Genomic DNA, 19,102 nt, shown 5'->3' with positions numbered 1-19,102 from the left:
CCAATCATTCGGTCCGGCGGGCAAACACCGTGCGCCGCGGATCCTTGCCCGGAGCCATCTGCGTGTCGACAATTGTGAAGCCAGCGCGAGTGATCGCTGCATCAAGATCAGTGATCGACAACCTGGCGAAATAGGGCGCCTTGCCGATGGCCTGCATGACCGGCAGGCCAAGTTGAATAAACCACCAGATCATATTGCGCCGTTCCGGCATGCAAAAGGTCTTGGAGACGAACACACCGCCCGGTTTGGTGCGTTTGGCGATGTCCGCCAATGCGCTGTCCATATCCTCGATCAGGTGAAGCAGGTTGAAGGCCAGCACCGCGTCGAACGGGCCTTCAGGTGCATCTTTCGCGTCCGCCTGAACGAAGTCGATATTGGCCACGTGCTGGTCGCGCGCCTTGTCCCGACCCTTGGCCAGCATCGCCTCGGACACGTCGGTTGCGATGATGTGGCTGACATCGGGCGCAAGGGCGATGGCGGTGGTCCCGGTGCCGCAACCCAACTCCAACACCGTGTCCGACGCATTCAGAACCGCGCGCACCCGGTCCAGTGTCGCGTTATACGCCGCTTCGTTGCGAATCGGGGCGGCGGCGTATTTGTCTGCAACCTTGTCCCAAAACTTTGCAGATTGATACATATGCCGCCCCCTTCGCTATGGTCCTACCCGCGCAAAACGCCGCCGGTGGCTTTTTCGACCTTCTCGATGATCTTCTTTCCGACCGCCTCGATATCCGTATCCTTGAGCGTCGCATCCGTCGGCTGAAGCCGGACGGTGATGGCGAGGGATTTCTTTCCCGCACCGAGCGACCCACCGATGAATTCGTCAAACAGACGCACGTCTGAAATCAGCACCTTGTCCGCGCCAGCTGCGGCGTTCATCAGGTCGAGCGCTGCAACCTGTGCATCCACGACAAACGCAAAGTCGCGTTCGACCGCTTGCAGGTCGTTGAGCACCAGCGCGGGGCGCGTGGCCCCTGTCTTGCGCGGCAGGGGAATTTCCTGCGGCCAGAGGGTGAAGGCGACCGCCGGTCCCTTGACGTCCATCGCCTTGAGCACCCTGGGGTGAAGCTCACCGAACACGCCCAGCACCTTTTTCGGGCCCAGGCAGATCATGCCGTGACGGCCCGGATGCCACCACTCGCTGGCGCCGCGCAGGATTTGCGTCTTGGCGGGCGCACCCATCGCGGCAAGGATCGCCTCGGCATCGGCCTTGGCGTCGAACAGATCGACAGCGCGAGCGGTGCCGTGCACGTCCTTCGGTCCGGTCTTTCCGATGAGGACACCGGACAGTTGCAGATGCTGCTCCTCGGGTTCGCCACCGTGGAAGGCGTGGCCAAGCTCGAACAGCGCAAGGTCCATGAACCCGCGCGCCTGATTGCGGGCAGCGGCCTGCAACAGACCGGGCAGCAGGGCGGGGCGCATGTGGCTCATGTCGGCGCTGATCGGATTGGCCAGCATCGTGGCATCGTCACCGCCGCCGAACAGCGTGGCTGCGGCCTTGTCGATGAAGCTGTAGGTCACGCATTCGTTGTACCCCAAGGCTGCCGCCGTCCGCCGCGCGGCACGTTCGCGGCGCTGCATCGGGGACAGGATCGGCTTGGGCACACCGGGGTCCATGCGGCGCATCGGCTTGCCTTGCAGCTTGGTCAGGGAGGCGATGCGCGCCACCTCTTCCACCAGATCGGCTTCACCCAGCACGTCCGGGCGCCATGATGGCACATGCGCCATGTTGCCTTCGAGACGGAAACCAAGGGCTGTGAGTGTCTGACGCTGTTCGGCCTCGGGGATCTCCATGCCAACGAGCGAGATCACCCGTGCAGGTTCAAGCTTGTAGGCGCGGGACGTATCGGGCACCGCACCGGCCATGATGACCTCGGACGCCTCACCGCCTGCGTGATCGACGATCATCCGCACCGCGTGTTCCAGACCTTCGGGCGTGAAGGCCGGATCAACCCCGCGTTCAAAGCGGTAGCGCGCGTCGGAGTTGATCTTGAGCGCACGGCCCGTGTGGGCGATCTGGATCGGGTCCCAATAGGCGCTTTCGACAAAGACATCGGTGGTCTCGTCAGTGCAGCCCGTTTCCTCGCCGCCCATGATGCCAGCAATGCTTTCGGGACCCTTGGCGTCGGAGATCACCATCTGGCCGGGCTGGAGCGTGTAGGTCTTGCCGTCCAGAGCCAAGAGTGTCTCGCCTCCCGTCGCGCGGTGTATGCGCAGATCGCCCGTCACCTTGGCCATGTCGAAGACGTGCAAGGGGCGGTTGCGGTCGTAGGTGAAGAAGTTGGTCACATCGACAAGGAAGTTGATCGGCCGCAAGCCGATGGCCCGCAACACGTCTTGCAGCCATTGCGGGCTGGGGCCGTTGGTGACGCCGCGAATGATGCGGCCACAGAACAGCGGGCAGCCGTCAGCCGTGTCTTCGTCGATGATGACTTTGGTGTCAGCGACAAAGCTGGCGGGCACCGGATCCACATCGCGGGGCTTGAGCGTGCCCAGACCACGCGCGGCCAGATCGCGGGCGATGCCCTGCACACCCAGCGCGTCGGGGCGGTTGGGGGTGATCGCGATCTCGATCACCGGGTCCACCTTGGACGGATCGTTTTCCGCCAGCCAGTCGATGAATTTCTGACCCACCTCGCCCGAGGGCAGTTCGATGATGCCGTCATGTTCGTCGCTAAGCTCAAGCTCGCGTTCCGAGGCCATCATGCCATGGCTTTCGACACCGCGGATGTTGCCGACGCTGAGCGTCACGTCGATGCCCGGCACGTAGTCGCCCGGTTTCGCCAGAACGACGGTGATGCCCGCGCGCGCGTTCGGCGCGCCGCAGACGATCTGCTTGTCGCCCTCGTCAGTCTCGACCGTACAGACACGCAGACGGTCGGCATCGGGGTGCTGTTCGGCGTGTTTGACCTTGGCCAGCGTGAACGTCTTGAGCTTGTCCGCCGGATTCTCGACGCCTTCGACCTCAAGCCCGAGATCGGTCAGGGCATAGGTGATCTCGTCCACGGTCGCCGTGGTGTCGAGGTGCTTTTTCAGCCAGGAGAGGGTGAATTTCATAGATCAACTCCTAGACGATCCTTGGCCTCTTTCTTTAAATAGGCGATCGCAAGTTCTTTCATCATTCCAAGTGTCATGCCACCAACTTGGGCTGCTCCATCTTTGGTCTTTTGCCAGATATTGTCGGATCTCACAGCATCCAGATAATCATGACCCTGATTGGTCATCCGATACATAATACCCGTTTCCCAAGTCATCAGACCGGCGTCACAAAGCAACTTGATATGGTAGTTTCGCTGCTCCTCTTCGGGAGGGTTGTTTAGACCTTCGAATACCGTAACACGCCATTCCTCTGCTGCTTCAGTTTCAATCAGTAATTTTCTGATTAAATCATCATCTCGTTTCACCCACTCAGCCCCCCATGCAGCGTTGGCACGTCGAGCGATGTAAACCCATAATGGCGCAGCCAGCGCAGGTCGGAATCGAAAAAGGCGCGCAGGTCGGGGATGCCGTATTTCAGCATCGCGATGCGGTCGATGCCCATGCCGAAGGCAAAGCCCTGCCATTCGTCGGGGTTCACGCCTGCATTCTGGAGCACCTTCGGATGCACCATGCCGGAGCCGAGGATTTCGAGCCAGTCATCGCCCTCGCCCACTTTCAGCGTGCCGCCTTCCCACGAACAGCGAATGTCCACCTCGGCCGATGGTTCGGTGAACGGGAAGTGCGAGGCGCGGAAGCGGAGTTCGACATCGTCCACTTCGAAATAGGCCTTTACGAATTCCTCCAGCACCCATTTCAGGTTCGCCATGGAGATGTCGCGGTCGATGGCAAGGCCCTCGACCTGGTGGAACATCGGCGTGTGGGTCTGGTCATAGTCCGCACGGTAGACGCGGCCCGGAGCAATGATGCGGATGGGCGCGCCGGTCTTTTCCATCGACCGGATCTGCACCGGGCTGGTGTGGGTGCGCAGCACATGCGGCGGGCGATTGTCGCCTTCCGCGCGGTTCATGTAGAACGTGTCCATTTCCGCCCGCGCGGGGTGGTGGCCGGGGATGTTCAGCGCGTCGAAATTGTACCAGTCGGTGTCGATCTGCGGCCCTTCGGCAACGGCAAAGCCCATATCGGCAAAGATCGCGGTGACCTCTTCGGTGACCTGGCTGATCGGATGAATGGTGCCCATGCGGCGGGTGCGTCCGGGCAGGGTCACGTCCAGCCATTCGCCGCGCAGACGCTCATCAAGCGCCGTATCCTCAAGCGCCGCTTTCTTGGCCGACAGAGCCGAATTAATCTCGTCCTTGAGCGCGTTCAGCGCTGGGCCTGCGGTCTGACGCTCTTCGGGGCTCATCTTGCCCAGTTCGCGCATCATGAGGCTGATCTCGCCCTTCTTGCCGACGGCCTGCACGCGCAGGTCTTCGAGCGTTGCTTCGTCGCCCGCCGCCGCAATCAGCCCAATATACTTGTCGCGCAGATCGTCCATGTCACCCTCCGGCCCGTGTCGTGCTTTCCCTAGCCGTGACGGTACAGGGACGCAAGCCGGCCCAAAAGCCAAGCCGGATTCTTTCGGTCTGGCGCGCGAAAGCGACAGGCGAAAAGAAATTCTATGTCTCAGCGCACGGTTGCTACATAGATGTTGACCCATCCCCCAAATTGAGCAGTATCTTTAGATACCATTGTCAAGATGTTGGGCGGAACAACGCTCACGATGCTGCTTAGACTGGGGGAAGAGCATGTCGTTTAGAATTTTGAAAGAACATTTGCCGTGGATTGCACCAACCACGGCGATCGTCCTCGCTGCCACGGGGGTCATCAATTTCGGACCAAGGGACACGGCACCTGTCGATGTCATGTCGGATTTCGACACGGTCGAGGTGTCGCGCAACATCACGCAGAATCCGGTCGCGCTGGGTGAGCAGGGGATCGGCCTTGTTCCGCAGGGATCGGGCAGCATCGATGCTGTGCAGGCCGCAGTTCTGCAAGCGCCGCAACCGCCCGAGGTCAGTTTGGCCCCGGCCCCGGTCGCGCCAGCCGTGGTGACCCCGGCCCAGCCGCCTGTCGTGCCGCAGACGGTGTCGATCGAGCCGGAGCCGAGGGTCAGCCCAACAGCCAACCCAAGCGCCTTTTTCGCGGCCGCTCAGGCCAATCTGGCGCAGGGCCAGTCCTGCATCGAGGACCTGCGGGTGCTGGCAAGCGAGGCGCGGATCTACTTTCCAAGCGGTGGTCTGACCGCAGAAGAGGCCGGGATGGCGCAGGCGCGTCTCATCGGGCTGGTTGCGCAGGACTGTCCAAATGTCGAGATCGTGGTCGAGGGTCATTCCGACCCGTCCGGTGATCCGGCGGTCAATCAGCGTCTGAGCCAGCAACGCGCCGACGAGGTGCTCAAGCGGATCGGTGCGTCGGGGATCGACGTGACCCGGTTTCGGTCGGTCGGGCTTGGCAGCCAGGAACCGTCACGGATCACGGGCAGCCAGTCGGCGGCCTATTACGACCGACGTGTCGAGTTCGAAATTCGTGAGATCACACAGCGCGCGGGGCTGAGCGAAGTTACCCGTCCGGTGCCTGTGGCCACTTCGGCCTGTGCGGCGCAGCTTCAAGCGCAAGTGGCGCAGATCAAGCTGTTCTATTCGCCACGGTCGATCACCGCACCGTCCGACGGGATGCCTGCCGTGGTTGATCTTGCCGCCAAGGCCAGTGCCTGCCCCGAGGCACGGCTGCGAGTCGTCGGTCAGTTTTCGGATGACATGGGGTCTGGAGAAACTCCGGCAACCGCTCGGCTGCGTGCTGTGGCCCTGATGAGTTCACTGGTCGCCGCCGGGTTCGATCCCGAGCAGATCATCATCGCCGCGCATTCGAAGCCGCAGGTTCTGGCTGGTCAACCAAGCCTGAGCGAACGCCGCGTGGATTTCGACGTGATCCTCGAAAACTAGACGGTTCCATCAATTGGTTAGCAAACGGGCGGTCCGACGGGCCGCTCGTGTTGCGTTTGGCCATCGGGTGTCGATCTGCAGGACGTGGTGCATTGGAAATGCCGCATGCCCGATCAGGCGAGGAAGGGGCTGTCCATCACTCCGACGACCTGTAAAAGAAACTCGCCATCATTCGGATCGAGGGCCTCACGGTAGAAGGCGTCGATTTTATCTACAGCTGCGATGATGCTTCCAGACGTGCCGTCATAGAGGTCCATCACGAACTCGGCGTTTGCGACGTCGGACATCCCCCGGTGAACCGCGAAAAACGCACCGATGTCGATCTTGTTCTCAAGATAGGTTCGGTCCGCCAATTGTTGCGTCACGAAATCCGGCCCGCGTTCGATCTGCAATGACGCCCGCGCACCTTCGAGTACCCTGAGGATGAGCTCATCTCGTGAGACCGCACCTTTGTCCAAGGCATCGGTCCAGAATGTTAGCCCTGTCTGGTCCGGTGTTCTGCCAAGAATGTTCGTGTAGACGCTGGTCGCGAAATCAGAATTCGTCGTGCCATCCGGATAGGTGGCGCGGGTTTCGTTCTGATCCGCAAAGAGAACGGCCATCTCGCTCAGGGAAACGCCATTGGCGAACGCGGTGCCCCAGAAATTGAGGCCAATCGCATCCGGCGCGCGATTGAAATAGGCGATGTAGAGTTCGATGATGGATGCAGCATCCTGCTGGCCGAGTTTTGCAAGGCCGCTGACGCTGTCCAGATCAAGCGGACCGTCAAACACCGGTTCCGTGGTCGCGAATTGGATCAATTCGACATTGTCGAGTGTGATGGCCCCAAGACCAAAAGCCCGATGATCGAATACGGTTACACTGTCTTCGGCAATGACCACCTTGTAGCCCGACTGCTTTCCGTTGAACGCCACCGTATCCGAGCCACCAAACCCGTATATGTTCGTCAGGCCGAACGAGGCTTGAAGAATATCGTCGTCCATCGTTCCGTTGAGGTTACGGACATCGGATTCCCTTGGCAGTGGAGCGGGCGGAGGCACTTCGACGATGGGTTCCGCAACCGGAGGCCTTGGGTTGCTGGTGAGTGTCTTGGCAGTGCCGAACAGGTCCGAATAGGAAAACTGAACTGTCAGTTGCGCGTCGATGTCAGCATCGCTCACGGCGTAGGTCTGTGCGGTGGCTCCCGAGATTGGTGTGCCGTCGCGAAGCCATTGATAGGTGATCGTGCTGGGGTTGATCCCGTTGGCGTCGGTAACGGCATTGGGGCGGGCTATCAGATTTTCACCGACAAGCGCGTTACCCAAAACCATCAACGGATTATACGGGCCGGTGTCGGTCGGGATCGGAGTGCCGGCCGGGGGAACGACCGGCTCTTGATCGCTGGTGAGGATTTCCAGCGTTCCGCCGAAATCGACATAGGTATAGCGGACGCTCAGGCGTGCATCGACGTCGTCGATGGCCACATCATAGGTGCGGTTGGTTGCGTCCTGAATGATCTGACCGTCCCTCAGCCATTGAAAGCTGATCGTGGACGTGTCGATGCCATCGGCGTCGCTGACGCCGTTCGGGCGCGCAATCAGGGTTTGTCCGACATAGGCCTCGCCAAGGATGGTCACGGGGCCTTTGGGTGTGTGGTTGGTGCCTGTGGTTGTCGACATGACCTTCTCAGTAACCTGCCGTCTCATTCAGGGACCTCTCGGCCCCGGTGTTCATGCGAAACCGCCTCGAAGCGGTTCGTTTCTCGAAGGGCTGCTCAGTGCCAAGTGTTTGTCTTGCAGAGCCCAATGTTCTTTTTTGGCCATCCGCGTATCATGTCATTCCTGCTCTGCAACCCGCATCTGGCCGGATTCGGCGGTATTTGGCCGATGGTGTCGCTGTTGCAATCAGCCGATCCGGGTAGCTTGATCTCATGCGTCTGACGACGGTTCTCTGCGCAGCGGCAAAGAGGTGGTTTGGACTCTGGCGGTGCTGCAGGATAAACACGCAAAGACATGCCACCGCCGGTCAGCGCAAACAAATGCGCCTGATCCTGATGAAGAACCGACAAGGAGAGACCATGACGCAGAACCATCCAATCTACGGGCGTATCGAGGGTCCGATCGTGATGATCGGCTTTGGTTCCATCGGCAAAGGCACATGGCCCCTGATTGAGCGGCATTTCGAGTATGATGCCGATGCGTTTACCGTCATCGAACCGGACGCGGGCAAGGCGAATTTCCTGCGGCAGCACAAGATCAACCACCTGCAAGTCGCTCTGACGCCGGACAATTACCGTGAGATCCTTGGCGGGATCTTTGCCGGGGGTAAAGGGTTCTGTGTGAACCTGTCGGTCGACACGTCGTCCCTCGACCTCATGAAGCTGTGCCGCGAACTGGGGGTTCTGTATATCGACACGGTGGTCGAGCCCTGGGCCGGCTATTATTTCGACACGACCGACAACGCTGCACGGACGAATTACGCGCTGCGTCAGGCGGTGCGAAACGAGAAGGCAGCCCATCCGGGTGGACCCACCGCAGTCAGTTGCTGCGGGGCCAATCCCGGCATGGTGTCCTGGTTCGTCAAGGATGCGCTGCTGACGCTGGCCAAGGACACCGGGCGCGCCGTTGCGGTGCTGCAGGACCGGAGCGGGTGGGCCGCGCTGATGCAATCGCTGGGCGTCAAGGGTGTGCATATCGCCGAGCGTGACACGCAGGCCCGCCGTCAGCCGCGCCCGCGCGACGTGTTCGTGAACACCTGGTCTGTGGAAGGATTCATTGCCGAGGGATTCCAGCCCGCAGAACTGGGTTGGGGCACGCATGAAACATGGTTTCCCGAAAATGGGCATTCGTACAAGACCGGATGCCAATCGGCGATCTGGCTGGAGCGTCCGGGAGCGATCACGCGGGTGCATACATGGTGCCCGACACCCGGTCCGCAATTCGGGTTTCTGGTGACCCATAACGAGGCGATCTCGATCTCGGATTACTACACCGTCGGTGCGGCCGATGCGCCCGAGTATCGCCCGACCTGCCACTACGCCTATCACCCCTGTGACGATGCGGTTCTGTCGCTCCACGAGATGTTCGGATCGGGCAAGCAACAGAAGGTGCATCATATCCTGACCGAGGACGAGATTGTCGAAGGAATCGATGAACTGGGCGTGCTGCTTTACGGGCACGAGAAGAACGCGCTTTGGTACGGATCGCGGCTGTCGAACGCGGAAACCCGCGATCTGGCCCCGTTCCAGAACGCCACCGGGATGCAGGTGACGAGCGCTGTTCTGGCGGGCATGGTCTGGGCGCTGGAAAACCCGGAGGCCGGGATCGTCGAAACCGACGAGATGGATCATGCGCGGTGTCTCGAGGTGCAGCGCCCTTATCTTGGCCCGGTCGAAGCACATTACACGGACTGGACCCCGCTTCAGGACCGGTGGGAGCATTTTCCCGAAGATATCGACGAAAGCGATCCCTGGCTGTTCCGGAACGTTCTGGCCAGTTGAGGGCCAGTGCTGGGCGGCGTTTCTGACTGGCTGTCCTGCAACGAAACAAGCGTGCGATCCGAACAAGCCATAAATCACCTTAAGGGTGCATTTTTGCTATACACACCACTTCCGCGACGTTACCTTTTGGGGGGGTATCGGTAAATGCTGTAACAATTGGATCGCAACATGGTGACACATTTCTCGGAGCGCGAAGTTCTGGATAATTTCAGATTCAATCTGAAAAGCATCATGCAATCACAAAACCTCAGCGAGTCCGAACTTTCGGTGCGCGCAGGGTTCGATCAGGACCATGTTCTGGCGGATATTCTGCGCGGTGCAGCACTGCCCAACATTGCGGCACCCGTGCGACTGGCCGATGCGTTGGGTGTTCCGGTCGATGTCCTGTTGCGGGACAGGAATGACCATCTCCAGCAGGATTTCGAGGCGCTTCCGGTGCAGGAGGTCGACAGGCAGGCCGCGCGTCTGTTGTCGGCGGTGTTCAAGGCAACCGAACGGTCGCTGGACCGGATCGGAGACCGGCCCACGCTGGATTCGATCATTTCCTGGTGGAAGGAAACCGATGGTGATCTCTCCCAAAGCGATCAGATCGCCCCGCATTTCGATCTTGTGAGCGCGGCAGAGGCGCTGACCTCGGTTCCGCGCATTCACCATGTCGGGGCGCTTGGCCTGTCCGCAACCACACTTGGATCCGCCGAGCATTCCCGGCTGGAAAACTTTCTCGAAACGCTGAGCACGTCTGATCTGGCCGAACTCAACGGGCAGATCAGGTCGGTCGCGCATTCCGGCGTCGGGATGATCACGCCCCTCAAGAGGATCGTGACGTTCCCCGAGACGAACGAAACCGCCGAAGTCAGCTTCGTTCGCCTCATGCTCCCGGTAAAGGATGCCTCGGGCACCCTCTTCGTGTTGAATTATTCGACTCTCTTGAGCGAATCGACACCCAGAAGGCAGGACGGGTGATGGTTGAAATACCGCGCCATGTCGGCCATTTCGCCTGATTTGAGAGCCACGAGGTATTCGCCGGTCGCCCGTCCCTTGGGCAGGACGCCCCAGACATGCGCACCGGGATATTGACGGGTGAACCCGTATTCGGTCGCATAGCCCAACCGCGCATCATCCGCCCGGACAAAGGCATAGAGCCAATCGGGCTGCCATCGGATGTGGCAATAGGCGAACAGCAGATGCGTATAGAGCGACAGCAGGTGCCGCGATCCGCGCATCTTTTCGGCGATGAAGAATTCGCCCATGTAGATCACGCTCCCGGCGATCTCGTCACAGGGCCGCGGCGCATCGGTGACAAGGCGGAGGTGCCCCTGTCCCTTGTACAGCCTGCCATAGCTGCGCGCCCAGAAGCTCGACAGGGTTTCCGACACCAGCATGTCATGCCGCGCGGCGACCCCGCCGATATCCTGCCCGTCCTTGCGCAAGATCAGCCATCCGGCATGGTCCTTTGACAGGTCGTTGTGTTCGGAAGAGATCATCGGGGTGATCGAATTCTTCCCGATGGCCCGCATCCTGTCTTCGCATTCCTCGAATTCCGAGGAATCCTCGACGGTGATTCCTTTTTCCTCGAGTGTCTGCAGGCAGGTGCTGAAGAACTTCATCACGTCTAGAATTGCAGATTTGGCCACGTGCTATCTCCATAATGGGGGTTTGAACAATATTTCCAGACCATCGCATTCTTGGTCCTGCGCCAAGCCTTAAGGTTGTTTTTCTGAGTGGAGAACAATTTAGACTGGCGCAATTTCAGGCGTTCGGCGGATTTGCGGGGCGACCAGACCTCGGTTGACCGCGCAGAATGCCATCACGATGCTGTGGGTTGACCTGTTCGGGCCAACCCTCCGCTGCAAATTCTGCTACACCGTAAGGACGCATCACAGGGCGCTGCGAACATCGGTTGTTGGCGGTGCCCTTCCGTTTCGCAAAGGAGGTTTGACATGACGATCTCTGGAATAACCCGTCGGAAGGTCATGACCACAGGCAGCGCCGCGCTTTTGACGGCAGCGTCGGGTCTGATTGTTCCGGCTCGCGCTGCTGGTGTGGCCCCCACTCCGTCCATGCGTGGCGGATCGAACAATTACCGACCCGGAGCGTCCATCGTGGACCGTATCGGGGGCGGCGGGTTCTGGATGACCGGAACCGTCCGCCGCGCCGGGGATGGCGCACCGCTGCCCGGACAGCGCATCCAGATCTGGGCCCACACGACCGAAGGCCATGAACGCGACTGGGACAGCCACGGCGCGACCCTGACCGATGCCAACGGCGAATTCAGGCTTGAGATGCCGCAGATCGTGCCCGCGTTTGGACAGGCGCACGGCCATTTGGCCTATGATGGCGATGCGTTCGACACCGTGTTCCTGCGTCCGCTCATGGCAAGTGCAAACGACACCAGCCTGAGCGCGCATTTCGTGTTGCAGCCGGCCTGATCTTCGGGCGAGGCATCATGCAGGGGGTCATGCTCTGGGCCGCAAGTTTGGTCGCGATTGCCGTGCCTGCCGCCTTTGCCCTGACCAGCCCGCTGCTGCAATGGCGCGATCCGGTCTATATCCTGGCCGGATTTGCGGGGGTTGTCGGCATGGCGCTCCTGTTGTTTCAGCCCTTGCTGGTCGGCGATCACATGCCGGGGTTGGCTGGAAAACGCGGACGACTGGCGCACCGCGTTGTCGGTGCTGCGCTTGTCCTGGCCGTTGTGGTGCATGTGGTCGGGCTCTGGATCACCAGCCCGCCGGATGTTGTGGATGCGCTGCTGTTCCTTTCTCCGACACCATTTTCGGCATGGGGCGTGATCGCCATGTGGGCGGTCTTTGCCGCAGCAATGCTTGGAGTTCTGCGCCGCAGGATGGGATCAAGGCTGCGCCTTTGGCGCATGCTCCACAGTGCTTTGGCGGTGGTGATCGTGCTGGGAACGGTGGTTCATGCGGTGCAGATCCAAGGTACGATGGAGCCCGTGTCAAAAGGCATTCTGGCCGCTGCAATCCTCCTCGCCCTCGGTCGCGTTCTTCTAGACCGTCGCGTCTGGGCCTTGCTGCCCGTTTTGCGCCAACGCTGACGCACAGCGCGCATGGCTTGACGGTGCTCCGCCGCTTCGGTCAGGTGGTATCGGGGGAGCCGAATGGACCAGATCACATCGCATGTGCTGCGCGACGGTGACACTAAGGTGACGGTGTTGTCACTGGGCTGTGCCGTGATGGACTGGCGCGTGCGCGACCGGCATGTCGTGTTGGGCTACAGGACGCCCGAGCATTACCGACAGAACCCGGCCTCGATGGGGGTCATCTGCGGGCGTGTGGCGAACCGCATCGCCGGGGCGCAGTTCGACCTGGACGGTGTGACCTACAGTTTGCCCGCCAACGCGTCGCCGCATCATCTGCATGGCGGTCCGGGCGGAATCGGTCGCCGCAATTGGCAGATGTCGCGTGATGGTGAGCGTGCCGTGGAATTCCGGCTGCTGTCCGAAGACGGTGATCAGGGCTACCCTGGTCGCGTGGCGTTTCGTGTGGTCATGCGGCTAAAGGGCGGTCGCCTTACGTGGAAGATGGAGGGTGTGCCCGACCGTGTGACACCGATCAATTTGACGCAACATCTCTATTTCAACCTGACGGGGCAGGGGACCGTTGCGGATCACAACCTGCGGATTGTGGCAGATCGCTATACGCCCAATGGTCCGGACCTTGTTCCCCTAGGTCGGATCGACCCGGTGGCGGGCACGGCATACGACTTCAGAACCCCTGTGCGGCTCGGTGACGGGGAGGGCTGGGACGGGAATCTGATCCTGACCAAGGGGGCCGATCCTGCTGCCGAAGTGGCCGTGCCGGATGGCATGACATTGCGGCTCTGGACCGACAGGCCGGGGATGCAGGTCTATACAGCCAACACGTTGAAGCACGTGTTGCCCGAAGGACCAGGCGCGGCCCATGGGAGGTTTGCCGGTCTTTGCCTCGAAGCGCAGGATATGCCGAACGCGGTGAACGTGCCTGCATTCGGCTCGATCCTGTGTTCGCCAGATGCGCCGTATCGACAGGTCACATCCATCGAGATCGGTTAGTCTTGGGCGCACGATGCGTCGACGCATCGCAGCTTTCCGTCGACGGAAAGCCACGCGCCAAGAGAAGCCCGGTCGCGATCAATGCTGCCCGGTCGCAAGATCGCTCAGGATCGGACAGTTCGGGCGGTTGTCCCCCGCGCAGCTGTGCACCAGCTCCGACAGCGTATCGCGCATGGACTGGAGCTGTGCGATCTTGTCTTCGATCTTGGTCAGATGCGCCTGCGCCAGGTCTTTCACATCGGCACTGGCGCGGGTGTTGTCCTCGTACAGCGCCAGAAGCGTGCGGCAATCCTCGATGGTGAAGCCAAGCGCGCGCGCCCGGCCCAGAAAGGCCAGCTTGTGCAAATCGCTTTCGCGGAAAAGCCGGTAGCCGTTGGTGTCACGCAGCGGCGTGATCAGCCCGATATCCTCGTAATACCGGATTGTCTTCGGCGGCAGGCCGGCGCGCTGGGCCACGTCTCCGATGTTCATGCCGTGGCCTCCGTGTAGCGGGATGCAGGTGCGTCCTGTTGCACCGGTGCAATCCTGCGCAAGCGCAGCGCGTTGGTCAGCACGAAAACCGAACTGAAGGCCATCGCCCCCGCGCCCAGCATCGGGGACAGCAGGATGCCGAAGGCGGGGTAAAGGACACCGGCCGCCACCGGAATGAGCGCCGTGTTATAGGCGAAGGCCCAGAACAGGTTCTGACGAATGTTGCGCATGGTGTGTTTCGACACGTCCACCGCGTTGACCACGCCGGACACCCGGCCCGAGGACAGCACGATATCCGCCGCTTCGATGGCGACATCCGTGCCGGTGCCGATGGCCAGCCCGATATCGGCCTCTGCCAGCGCGGGCGCATCGTTGATCCCGTCGCCGACAAAGGCCACCGCGCCAAACTGGTGGCGCAGCGCCTTGATCGCGTCGACCTTGCCATCAGGACGCACACCTGCGGTGACATGGTCGATGCCCAGTTGACGCGCGATGGCCTCTGCAGCGGCAGCGTTGTCGCCGGAGATCATCGCGACCTTGAGGCCCGCGGCATGCAGTGCTTCGATGGCGGGTTTCGCGCTTGGCTTGATCCGGTCGGCCACGGCAAAAACCGCGACCGCTTGACCGTCAAGGGCAAGGCACACCAGCGTGTGACCCTTTTCGGCATATTGCCCGATGGCCTCCTTGAGCGGCGCGGTGTTCACACCCTGTTCCGAAAGGTGCGACTCCGAGCCCACCAGCGCTGTCTGTCCGTTCACTGCAGCGATCAGGCCATAGCCGGGAACCGTTTCACTGCCTGTCACCTTGGGCAGCAGATCGGACGGGGCCGCCACCAGAATGGCCCGCGCAATCGGGTGATCGGATCCCTGTTCCACCGCAGCGGTCAGGCGCAGCATCTCGGTCGGATCGGCACCCGGCACCACGTATTGATCGACCAGCGTTGGCCGCCCTTCGGTCAGGGTGCCGGTCTTGTCGAAGGCCACCACCTTGGCATTGTCGAGCCGTTGCAGCGCGTCGCCCTTGCGGAACAGCACACCCAGTTCGGCAGCACGTCCCGTGCCGACCATGATCGAGGTGGGCGTGGCCAGACCCATGGCACAGGGACAGGCGATAATCAGCACAGCCACCCCGGCGACAAGCGCGTATCCAAGCGATGGCTGTGGTCCGAAGACCAGCCAGACCGCGACCGTCAGCGCGGCGATCCCCAAAACCACGGGCACGAAGATGCGCACAACCTTGTCGGCCAAGGCCTGGATCGGCAGCTTCGCGCCTTGCGCGGTCTGCACCATGTCGATGATCCGCGCCAGCACCGTGTCGGACCCGACCGCCGTCGCCCGGTAGATCAGCGCCTTGCGCCCGTTGATCGTGCCGCCGGTGACCGGGTCGTCGACGGTTTTTGCAACGGGGATCGGTTCACCGCTGATCATGGATTCGTCGACAAAGGCGTCGCCTTCGATCACGACGCCATCCACCGCGATGCGGCCACCGGGCAGCACCTTGATGACGTCACCGACGGCAATCTCGGCCAACGGGACTTCGGTGAACGTGCCGTCCCGCGCCAGCAGAACCGTGTCCGGGCGCAGCCCGATCAGGTGACGAATGGCAGCGCCGGTACGCCCTTTGGCGCGCGCCTCCATCCAGCGACCGGCGAGGATCAGGGTGACGATCACACCCGCTGCTTCGAAGTAGACCGCGCGGGTGCCTTCGGGCAGCAGGGCAGGCGTAAAGGTGGCGATGGTGGAATAGCTCCAGGCCGCCAGCGTTCCTAGCGCAACAAGGCTGTTCATGTCGGGGCTGCCCTTGGCCAGCAGGGGCAGACCGATGCGGAAAAAACGCAGGCCGGGCCATACCAGAACCAGCGTGATGAACACGAATTGCATCACCCAGAAGCTTTGCATCCCGAGGCTGCCCATGATCGCGTGATGGATCGGCGGGTAGAGGTGGCCCCCCATTTCCGTCAGGAACACCGGCAGCGTCAGCGCTGCCGCGATCAGCGTATCCCGGCGCAGCGGTTCGATCTCTGAGGGTGGCTCGGTCTGGCCATCCGTATCGACCGGCTTGGCCGGGTAGCCTGCATCGGTCACGGTCTGTGCCAGTGTTTCGACCGACACGGCACCGTCAAGGCTGCGCACCGTAGCGGTTTGAGTGGCAAGGTTCACCTGTGACGACAGCACACCGGGCAGGGCCGCAAGTGCCCGCTCGACGCGTCCGGTGCAGGACGCGCAGGTCATGCCCGAAATCGACAGGCGATGCGTGGCTTCCCTGGCCGGGTAGCCTGCGGTCTTGAGCGCGTCGCGCAGCGTTTCGGATGACGCCTTGCCTGTGACCTGTGCGACATGATTGGCGATGTTGACCGACGCCTCAGTCACTCCGGGCGCCGCGGCAAGCGCACGTTCGGCGCGTCCCGCGCATCCTGCACAGCTCATGTTGTCGACGGAAAAGCGAAGCGTGGTCATGGGGAGATCCTTGTTGCGTAAGGATCACATAGGGCTTCCAGTCACTGGAAGGTCAAGAGGCTAGGCCAAAGAATGGCTGCGACGCTTTGGACACGAAATCAGTGGGTCGGCGTCCTGACCGATGGCGGCAGGATTCGCGACCGACATTCTTCGCACAAGAGCGGAAGCCCGAACTTGGAGGCAGCGCAGAGCAGGGGCAAAAGCCCTGCCGGCGACACGAAGAAGCCCGCCTCGGCCAATGCGGCGTCCCTGCGTTGTTCTGTCGATGCCATCACGAACCGTGCCAAAGCTGCTTCGTCCGGCGATACGCCCTTTGTGCCGATGGGCATGATTGCCAGCGATTGCCAGCCATGCAGGTTCAACAAGCCGAGCATCTGTTCGAACGCCTGCAGACAGGATTTGGCCCGCAGATCACCCATGGAAGTGGCCAGATCCTCCCACATGTCCTGTTGCGCTTCGGCACCGGTGTTCCATGCGCGCAACAGCGAGATCACACGTTTTTCAGCGGATCGCTGGTCATCGTCGGGCAATAGAATCGGCGTGTGTTGCATCTGCGGGCCTTTGAAAGCGGACGAGCCTGTGCGAATGAATCCTTAAGCCCGATAAAAAGAATCAGGTATTCACAGATATCGATGATTTCCGCCGCTGTTCAACCCTCAGAATACGACCCTGCGCGCAAAAGCGCGTTTACTTGCTGAATTTTCTGGGGGCTGATCGAAAAAAAAGCGAAATCGGGTCAGGCCGTTCCGCTCTCTGCCGCGATCTGCGCGCGGCTCTTGCGTTCGCGTTCCGTCGCTGATTTCAACTGACCGCAGGCTGCCATGATGTCTTCGCCACGCGGGGTGCGGATCGGGCTGGCATAGCCCGCCTTGTAGAGGATGTCGGCAAAGGATTCGATGCGGCTCCAGTCGGACCGCTCGTACGGCGCGCCGGGCCATTCGTTGAAGGGGATCAGGTTGATCTTGGCCGGGATGCCCGCGATCAGCTTGACCAGGCGCCGGGCGTCCGCGTCGCTGTCGTTCACGTCCTTGAGCATAACGTATTCAAAGGTGATGCGCTCGGAGTTCGAGTTCTTCGGATATTCGCGCAGGGCATTCAGCAGCGTTTCGATGTTCCAGCGCTTGTTGATCGGCACCAGCGTGTCACGCACCTCGTCGGTGGTGGCGTGAAAGCTGACGGCCAGAAGACAGCCGATTTCCTCGGCAGTCTTTGCGATCTCTGGCACGACACCGGAGGTGGACAGCGTGATGCGGCGGCGCGACAGGGCGATGCCCTCGCCATCCATCGCGATCTTCATCGCGTCACGCACGTTGTCGAAATTGTAAAGCGGCTCACCCATGCCCATCAGCACGATATTCGACAGCAGGCGCGGGCCATTTTCGCCAGTGCCGATGCCCGGCTCGGGCCATTCGCCCAGATCGTCGCGCGCCAGCATGACTTGCCCGATGATCTCTCCGGCAGTCAGGTTGCGCACGAGTTTTTGCGTGCCGGTGTGACAGAAGGAACAGGTGAGCGTGCAGCCGACCTGAGACGAGATGCACAGCGTGCCGCGGTCGGTTTCGGGGATGTAGACCACCTCGACCTCGTGCCCGCCCGCGATGCGGACAAGATACTTGCGCGTGCCATCCGCCGAGACCTGCTTGGACACGATCTCGGGCAGGGCAATCTCGAAATGATCGTCAAGCAGGGCGCGGTACCCTTTGGCAAGGTTGGTCATGGCGTGGAAATCGCGGACACCCCACTGGTAGACCCATTGCCAGATCTGGTTGACCCGCATCTTGGCCTGTTTTTCCGGCGTTCCCATCGCGATCAGCGCGTCGCGCAGTTTGACGCGGGTCAGCCCGACGATATTCGTCTTGCCTCCCTCCGGCAGCTTGCGGGGGATTGTCAGAACGTCTTGCGTGATCGGTGCAACGCCGGTCATGGGTCAGCCTTTCTCGAGAAGAGTAGGCCACATATAGGATTCTTTGGACTTTGCCAAAGGGGTTATCGCCCGACAGCACCAAACTGTCAGGCCGGACCGGTCTCGAACGTCAGATCAGGACTCGCAACGTTTCTCGGCATCCTCGACTGCGGCGGTGAAGCCCAGAAGCGAGAATGTGTCTTTTGTCGTGGTCCCGCGTGCCGACCGTGCCGTCACAACTGCATCCGCACCGCGCTTCATCGCGGTGACGATCTTTGAATCGTCCTGCGGCGTCGCGGGCCATGCCCAATCCCCCTCGGTAAAGAGCTCGAACTCGGTGCCGCTGATATTGAGGTTGACGGTCGACCCCGGTGCAAACGGATAGCCTCCGGTAAAGGCCAGCTGCCCCTGCACTTCGGCTCCGGGACGGTAGAACACCATCAGCAGGATTTCGCCGCGCGTCACGGCCACAACCCGGCCATCCTTCGTATTCACGCTTTCCTTGTAGGTCGTCACCGCCCAGCACTCGCGGGGCTCCTGACCTTCAAAAACGCTCCAGTCCGTGATGGCGTTCACGCGGTTCGTGCTTGTGTCTTGTGCAAAACTCGCACTTGCCGCCACCAGCGCCAGAGCACCGATCACCGTACCACCTATCCATGATTTCATGCGTCCAGCCTCCAGACTGTCCTTAGCCTCAACTCGTTTCTGCGCCACAGTATGGGGTTTGGCCCCCTTATGTCACTGCAACTTTGCCCTCGACGGCGTGAGAATAGCCTGATTTACGGGGGCCTTCAAAGCCCAATTGGCAGTTTTTTGCCCAAGTAG

Annotated in this window: 17 protein-coding genes; 6 read left to right on the top strand and 11 right to left on the bottom strand. The window is 61.2% G+C overall.

Features of this window, described 5'->3' with window-relative positions:
- Nucleotides 1–4: 4 nt before the first annotated feature.
- From IEV82_RS02290 to pheS, 4 genes are read right to left on the bottom strand one after another with little or no spacing between them, the layout of a single operon-like run.
- Nucleotides 5–637, bottom strand: a complete 633-nt coding sequence (locus IEV82_RS02290; protein ID WP_188480326.1) for a class I SAM-dependent methyltransferase — start codon at nt 635–637, stop codon at nt 5–7.
- A gap of 23 nt (nt 638–660) precedes the next feature.
- Nucleotides 661–3,057 (bottom strand): phenylalanine--tRNA ligase subunit beta, encoded by a 2,397-nt coding sequence (pheT, locus tag IEV82_RS02285; protein WP_188480325.1) that lies wholly within the window; start codon nt 3,055–3,057, stop codon nt 661–663.
- Complete coding sequence (locus tag IEV82_RS02280; RefSeq protein WP_188480324.1) at nt 3,054–3,404, bottom strand: DUF2513 domain-containing protein; 351 nt, start codon at nt 3,402–3,404, stop codon at nt 3,054–3,056. The genes pheT and IEV82_RS02280 overlap by 4 nt, the downstream gene beginning before the upstream one ends.
- Entirely contained in the window at nt 3,401–4,474 is a 1,074-nt protein-coding gene (pheS, locus tag IEV82_RS02275) for a phenylalanine--tRNA ligase subunit alpha (protein WP_188480323.1), read from the bottom strand. The genes IEV82_RS02280 and pheS overlap by 4 nt, the downstream gene beginning before the upstream one ends.
- 250 nt (nt 4,475–4,724) lie before the next feature.
- Here pheS and IEV82_RS02270 point away from each other — a divergent pair, with 250 nt between their 5' ends.
- The gene (locus IEV82_RS02270; protein WP_188480322.1) at nt 4,725–5,921 is read left to right on the top strand and encodes an OmpA family protein; all 1,197 of its coding nucleotides are present in this window, start codon (nt 4,725–4,727) and stop codon (nt 5,919–5,921) included.
- Between the two features lie 113 nt (nt 5,922–6,034).
- On the opposite strand, the gene IEV82_RS02265 is transcribed toward IEV82_RS02270, so the two are convergent.
- A complete protein-coding gene (locus IEV82_RS02265; protein WP_188480321.1) occupies nt 6,035–7,579 on the bottom strand; it encodes a DUF4214 domain-containing protein in 1,545 nt (514 codons plus the stop codon).
- A 398-nt stretch (nt 7,580–7,977) separates the two neighbouring features.
- Between IEV82_RS02265 and IEV82_RS02260 the strand changes: the two genes are divergently transcribed.
- Nucleotides 7,978–9,399 (top strand): homospermidine synthase, encoded by a 1,422-nt coding sequence (locus IEV82_RS02260; protein WP_188480320.1) that lies wholly within the window; start codon nt 7,978–7,980, stop codon nt 9,397–9,399.
- Between the two features lie 231 nt (nt 9,400–9,630).
- A complete protein-coding gene (locus tag IEV82_RS02255) occupies nt 9,631–10,362 on the top strand; it encodes a helix-turn-helix domain-containing protein (RefSeq protein ID WP_188480319.1) in 732 nt (243 codons plus the stop codon).
- On the opposite strand, the gene IEV82_RS02250 is transcribed toward IEV82_RS02255, so the two are convergent.
- Nucleotides 10,314–11,033 (bottom strand): hypothetical protein, encoded by a 720-nt coding sequence (locus tag IEV82_RS02250; protein WP_188480318.1) that lies wholly within the window; start codon nt 11,031–11,033, stop codon nt 10,314–10,316. The two genes, IEV82_RS02255 and IEV82_RS02250, sit on opposite strands and share 49 nt — an antisense overlap.
- Before the next feature lie 306 nt (nt 11,034–11,339).
- Here IEV82_RS02250 and IEV82_RS02245 point away from each other — a divergent pair, with 306 nt between their 5' ends.
- From IEV82_RS02245 to IEV82_RS02235, 3 genes are all read left to right on the top strand, one after another.
- Nucleotides 11,340–11,828 (top strand): peptidase associated/transthyretin-like domain-containing protein, encoded by a 489-nt coding sequence (locus IEV82_RS02245; protein ID WP_188480317.1) that lies wholly within the window; start codon nt 11,340–11,342, stop codon nt 11,826–11,828.
- A gap of 17 nt (nt 11,829–11,845) precedes the next feature.
- The gene (locus tag IEV82_RS02240) at nt 11,846–12,451 is read left to right on the top strand and encodes a ferric reductase-like transmembrane domain-containing protein (protein ID WP_188480316.1); all 606 of its coding nucleotides are present in this window, start codon (nt 11,846–11,848) and stop codon (nt 12,449–12,451) included.
- 63 nt (nt 12,452–12,514) lie between these two features.
- Nucleotides 12,515–13,447, top strand: coding sequence for an aldose epimerase family protein (locus IEV82_RS02235; protein WP_188480315.1), 933 nt, complete (start codon nt 12,515–12,517; stop codon nt 13,445–13,447).
- Nucleotides 13,448–13,525: 78 nt separating this feature from the next.
- Here IEV82_RS02235 and cueR read toward each other — a convergent pair whose 3' ends face one another.
- The 5 genes from cueR to IEV82_RS02210 all read right to left on the bottom strand — a co-directional run bounded on the left by cueR (nt 13,526) and on the right by IEV82_RS02210 (nt 18,943).
- On the bottom strand, nt 13,526–13,918 hold the full coding sequence (gene cueR / locus IEV82_RS02230) for a Cu(I)-responsive transcriptional regulator (protein WP_188480314.1): 393 nt from the start codon (nt 13,916–13,918) through the stop codon (nt 13,526–13,528).
- Nucleotides 13,915–16,374 carry a heavy metal translocating P-type ATPase gene (locus tag IEV82_RS02225; protein ID WP_188480313.1) on the bottom strand — a complete coding sequence of 820 codons (2,460 nt, stop codon included), beginning with the start codon at nt 16,372–16,374 and terminating at the stop codon, nt 13,915–13,917. The genes cueR and IEV82_RS02225 overlap by 4 nt, the downstream gene beginning before the upstream one ends.
- 98 nt (nt 16,375–16,472) lie before the next feature.
- The gene (locus IEV82_RS02220; RefSeq protein WP_188480312.1) at nt 16,473–16,925 is read right to left on the bottom strand and encodes a hypothetical protein; all 453 of its coding nucleotides are present in this window, start codon (nt 16,923–16,925) and stop codon (nt 16,473–16,475) included.
- Between the two features lie 185 nt (nt 16,926–17,110).
- Nucleotides 17,111–18,298 (bottom strand): dual-specificity RNA methyltransferase RlmN, encoded by a 1,188-nt coding sequence (gene rlmN / locus IEV82_RS02215; RefSeq protein ID WP_188480311.1) that lies wholly within the window; start codon nt 18,296–18,298, stop codon nt 17,111–17,113.
- Between the two features lie 114 nt (nt 18,299–18,412).
- Nucleotides 18,413–18,943, bottom strand: a complete 531-nt coding sequence (locus tag IEV82_RS02210) for an invasion associated locus B family protein (RefSeq protein ID WP_188480310.1) — start codon at nt 18,941–18,943, stop codon at nt 18,413–18,415.
- Nucleotides 18,944–19,102: the final 159 nt, after the last annotated feature.

The sequence above is a fragment of the Marivita lacus genome, from assembly GCF_014637725.1.
GTDB classification, from domain to species: domain Bacteria; phylum Pseudomonadota; class Alphaproteobacteria; order Rhodobacterales; family Rhodobacteraceae; genus Marivita; species Marivita lacus.
Note: the sequence above shows the minus strand (reverse complement) of the source record. Positions and strands in the feature narration are given on the sequence as shown.